Source organism: Cryobacterium sp. MDB1-18-1, from assembly GCF_004402735.1.
Classification (GTDB): Bacteria; Actinomycetota; Actinomycetes; order Actinomycetales; family Microbacteriaceae; genus Cryobacterium; species Cryobacterium glucosi.
In genome coordinates this window covers 1-3959 of sequence record NZ_SOFR01000061.1, presented here as the reverse complement: position 1 = coordinate 3959, position 3959 = coordinate 1, and the positions used below count along the sequence as shown (strand labels likewise).

At 61.5% G+C, this 3959-nt stretch carries 2 protein-coding genes and 1 pseudogene; all 3 read right to left on the bottom strand.

From position 1 onward, the window contains the following. Positions 1–126: 126 nt before the first annotated feature. The 3 genes and pseudogenes from E3O50_RS15000 to E3O50_RS14990 all read right to left on the bottom strand — a co-directional run bounded on the left by E3O50_RS15000 (position 127) and on the right by E3O50_RS14990 (position 2263). Positions 127–783, bottom strand: a complete 657-nt coding sequence (locus E3O50_RS15000) for a GNAT family N-acetyltransferase (RefSeq protein WP_134450131.1) — start codon at positions 781–783, stop codon at positions 127–129. A gap of 74 nt (positions 784–857) precedes the next feature. Then, a pseudogene (locus E3O50_RS14995) lies at positions 858–1247 on the bottom strand (GNAT family protein); the annotation flags it as partial. A gap of 512 nt (positions 1248–1759) precedes the next feature. After that, entirely contained in the window at positions 1760–2263 is a 504-nt protein-coding gene (locus E3O50_RS14990; RefSeq protein ID WP_198413472.1) for a toll/interleukin-1 receptor domain-containing protein, read from the bottom strand. Positions 2264–3959: the final 1696 nt, after the last annotated feature.

Here is a 3959-nt window from a genome sequence, read left to right as displayed (position 1 = left end):
GAGGCGAGCGTGAGTTCATTTGGCTTGTTCTGCCTGGATGGTTGAGGTTGGTGCGTCGATCCAGGCCGCGGCTGGGGAGGCGAGGATCTTTGGCTCGCCTCTGGTGCTGAAACGCTCGCGGTTGGTCTACGGAGTCAGCCCGAGGAACTCCCGCAGAGGGCGTACGCCGTCGACTTCCAGTTCATGCTCGGGTCGGTTCAGGGCTTCGGCAGTCAGAACCAGTCTCTGGTTCAAGGCCATCTCGCCGTGGCGCCTCTTGAGGCGACCGACGCCGTTTTCCCGGTATCCGGATTTTCTCGACACCGCGAGCGACGCGGGATTGTCCACGAATGCTGCTGAGGTGACCTCGGCGGCGTCCAGGTGATCAAACATGAAGGCGCAGAGGGCCTGACGCATCATCGTCCCGATCCCTCGGCCGTGGTGCTTCATGCCGAGCCATGAGCCCGTTTCCCCTGTTCTCGTGACGAGGTAGTCCTTGGTTGAGATGCTCTGGCAACCGACGACTTCACCGTCGAAGCGAACCGTGGTTTCAAGGGTCCAGGACGCCGGCGACATCGCGGCCCGTTGCGCCCAGTGGTACTGCATGAGTCTCAACCGGATCTCGTCCGTGGAACCCACGGTCCACGGGAAGTAGAAAGGCATCTCAGTTGGCGCGTGGATGCCGGCATGGGCAAGCGCATCGAGTTCGGGTAAGTCAGCGTCACGTACAGGAGACAAGGTCACGGGTCCACACGTGATTGTCAGTCCAAAGGGTGGCCACAGCTCTTCAATTGGTTCGGACATGTGACCAACCTATGTGCGCCAACGGCTTCACCGCGAAGCGTTGGTCACTGGTGCTTCCAGAGATACTGGGTGTTCTACTCACTCAGGATACGTTGGTAGAGCAAGTGGTCCTGCCATGTGCCGGCAATTTTGAGGTACTTCTCGGCAATACCGATGGGCGCGAATCCAGCCTTGCCCAGGACTTTTTGGGATCCGAGGTTGTGCAGCAGCGTGCATGCTTCGATGCGGTGCAGACCGAGATCCTCAAGACAGTGCTTCAGAACATTCCGCAAGGCTGCAGAGGCGAGGCCCTGTCCGGTGTGTTCTTTGTCGACCCAGTACCCGATGCTCGCGCTCTGGAAGGGCCCTCGAACAATTCCCGAGAGAGTCATTCGTCCGATGACAGTGGCACCGTTTACGAAGACAAGTGGATAGCCGGCTCCGGCTTCCAGCTCTTCAATCTGGCTCGTCAAGATCCGAGTCTGATCGGCGGTGGTGAAGAAAGACTCCGCACGTGACGGCTCTCATGGAGCAAGATGTTCGCGGTTTCGTTTATAGGCATCGAGAACTGGTCCAATGTCTCGCTCGGTAAGCAGCCGAAGAGTGGCATCGGCTGAAAGCTCAACGGAGTCGGACATCGTTCGATGCTAGCCGTCAGCACCTTCCCGATGACCACTCCTCCGAGCTGCGCCACCTGCGCATCATCGCCCGTACAAGGTTAGCCATTCGGCGAGTGATGCCGGATCATGCCGCGGTAATTTATACGGCATGAACGAGACGCTCTACGTCGGCTGATCGAAGCCGGTTGACGTTCCCTTCTGAAACAGAAAGGCGTCACGCCCGCCGACCGCGCTGTGGCGCAGGAATTCGTCTCGATAGGGGTCCCGCTTACGGGCACGACGCTGATGTCGTTAACCGGCCGGGAAGCATTGGCGCTGGTTCATCGGGTTGTTGCTGGTTGGGCCATCGAGGCGTCGTGGAGGCTTGCCACTCAGCGCTACTTGGCGGCCGACTTCATGCTGAGTTCGTCGGCCTCTTCCTCCGTAACGATTCCGACGAGCTCGGCAATCTTGACGACGATGTCTTCCATGGGTTCTTCGGCCGTACTGAATCCACCACGCGACGCGAGTGTCGGGGTGACCTGGTCGAGCTCCTCGAACGTCACCCCGTGCATGACCGGAACTAAGAGGCTCCGGCGCAGCAGAGCGCTGAGCTCGTTGCTCGCAATGCTGCGGTCGGTACGCAGCTTGTCGAGCATTGCAGGCGTCACCAGCACGATCCCCATGCGCGAACTGACCAGTCCACGGTCGATGGCTGCTCGCATGTCCGTGCCAGGTCGCAGGCTCACCTCACTGAACCACACCGACACGTCTTTTCCGAGGAGCAACTCGTAGACGTCATTCGCGGCCGCCTGACGGTCGGGCCAGGCGTGACAGAGGAACACGTCATTCACCTGAGTCCGGAAGACAGTCGCCGCGCGGACGGAGTCCAGGTCGCGCACCTGCTGTTGCGTGTACGAGGCAGTCGACCCGCTGGGCTGCCAAGCCGGACGGGCGACACCACGTCCCCCGCCCCCGCTACTGCCCGACAGGCTCCCACTCCTACGCACAGGCACGGCCGGTGTGGGGTAGGACGGGTACGACCGAGGCGGCGAGTATGAAGAACGCCCATAGCCGGACGAGCATGCAGGGCAGCTCGCGCGACCGCTTGCTGTGCGGTGGCCTTCTCTTGGAGCTGTGCATTGAGCCATGTGCTGATGATACGGAAGACCTAAGACACCGAGTGGAGCAACGGCCCGTCGGTGCCCGTAAGCCGATCGTCCACCGGCCACTCCCCCAGCTCGCCAACACGCCGGAATGACGCGGCCGCGCCGCGTCCGGTAGACCCGTCCAAAATAGGTTCCGGTGAACGGGCCCTATGTGAGACTGCCGGCATGACGGAATTACTGATTGGCTACGCCCGGGTGTAGCTTTCATCGGTTCGTGGCGGCATTCTTTGATCGCTTTCTGGCGTATCGAATAGATTGCCTGCGCCAGTTCAGAGCGGGGTCAGTGCCTCGTATCCGATAGGTTGCCGGATATCTCGGCCAGACATTTCAGCACGAGTGCACCAGGGGACGACTTCATCCCGTACGGTCAGCGTGTAGCCCGTGCACGTTGCTCAATAGATTCGGTGTTCCCCACATGTCAAAGTCAACATTTCTTCTACTCACGCTCGCCGTCGGCATGGCCCTGGCGGGCTGTGCGCCCACCGGCTCGGGGCCGTCAACTGAAGCCCCGACCACCACCGCCACGACCGCAGCGTCTCCAACGACCTCCGCGACACCGTCAGCAGTCTCGTCGACCTCCCCGCCGTCGCCGCTGCCGTCACCGTCGACACCAAGAAACAGCGCGACTGGCGCTGCGGGATGCATCCCGAACGGCATCGCGATCCCCGCGGGCGCGACGACGGCANCGACGGCAATCATCGGGGACGTCGACGGCGACCAACAGCCGGACACCGAGTTCTACACCGAGGTCGGTGCGTTCAGCTACGGCATCCATACCGCATCCGGGGCCACGGCGCTCCTACCCGATGATCTCGCTGGCCCCGGCGCGCACAGCGGATGGAGCGCCCCGCTGGATGGCCCCGCCATCGTCGCGACGGTACTGGATGACGGGCGCTCGGCGTCGCTACACGCGTTCATTAACTGCAGCTTCGTCACAACGATGGGCACAGACGGACAGCCCTACCGCTTTTTACTCAACGGCTTCGGAGAGCACGGAACGGGTGTTGCGTGCAACAACCGAAATGGCGGAACCCTCATCGAGGGTGCCCTCGCCCAGAAGCGCGGTGACGGGCTCTACGACATCCAGTGGACCCAGATCAATATGTCTGCGGACGGCACGACAGCCACCAACGGGACCACTGAGACCCGGTACGCAGGCCTTGCCGAATCGGATCTCCTGGTAAAGCAGGCCATGGGCAGCTACTGCAACGACGTACCGGAAGTCTCGACTAGCGGCAGGTAACAAAACCCGTGCCCTCATCTCGTAAGCACCTGCCCCTCGCCCGGGAACAGTGATCTCCTACGTCTTGTATCCCATGGTTTTGAGGCGCGGCGGATTCAAGTGGTGTCTGCAACACCGGTTTGATTGGTTGGGTTCGAGATTAGCGTGGCGAGGACTTCTGCGGGCGTTCGGTAGCCGTGGCGTTTG

What these genes read in the sequence shown, in the direction of transcription:
- E3O50_RS15000 (WP_134450131.1), bottom strand. Translation starts at nt 783, where the DNA reads ATGTCCGAACCAATTGAAGAGCTGTGGCCACCCTTTGGACTGACAATC.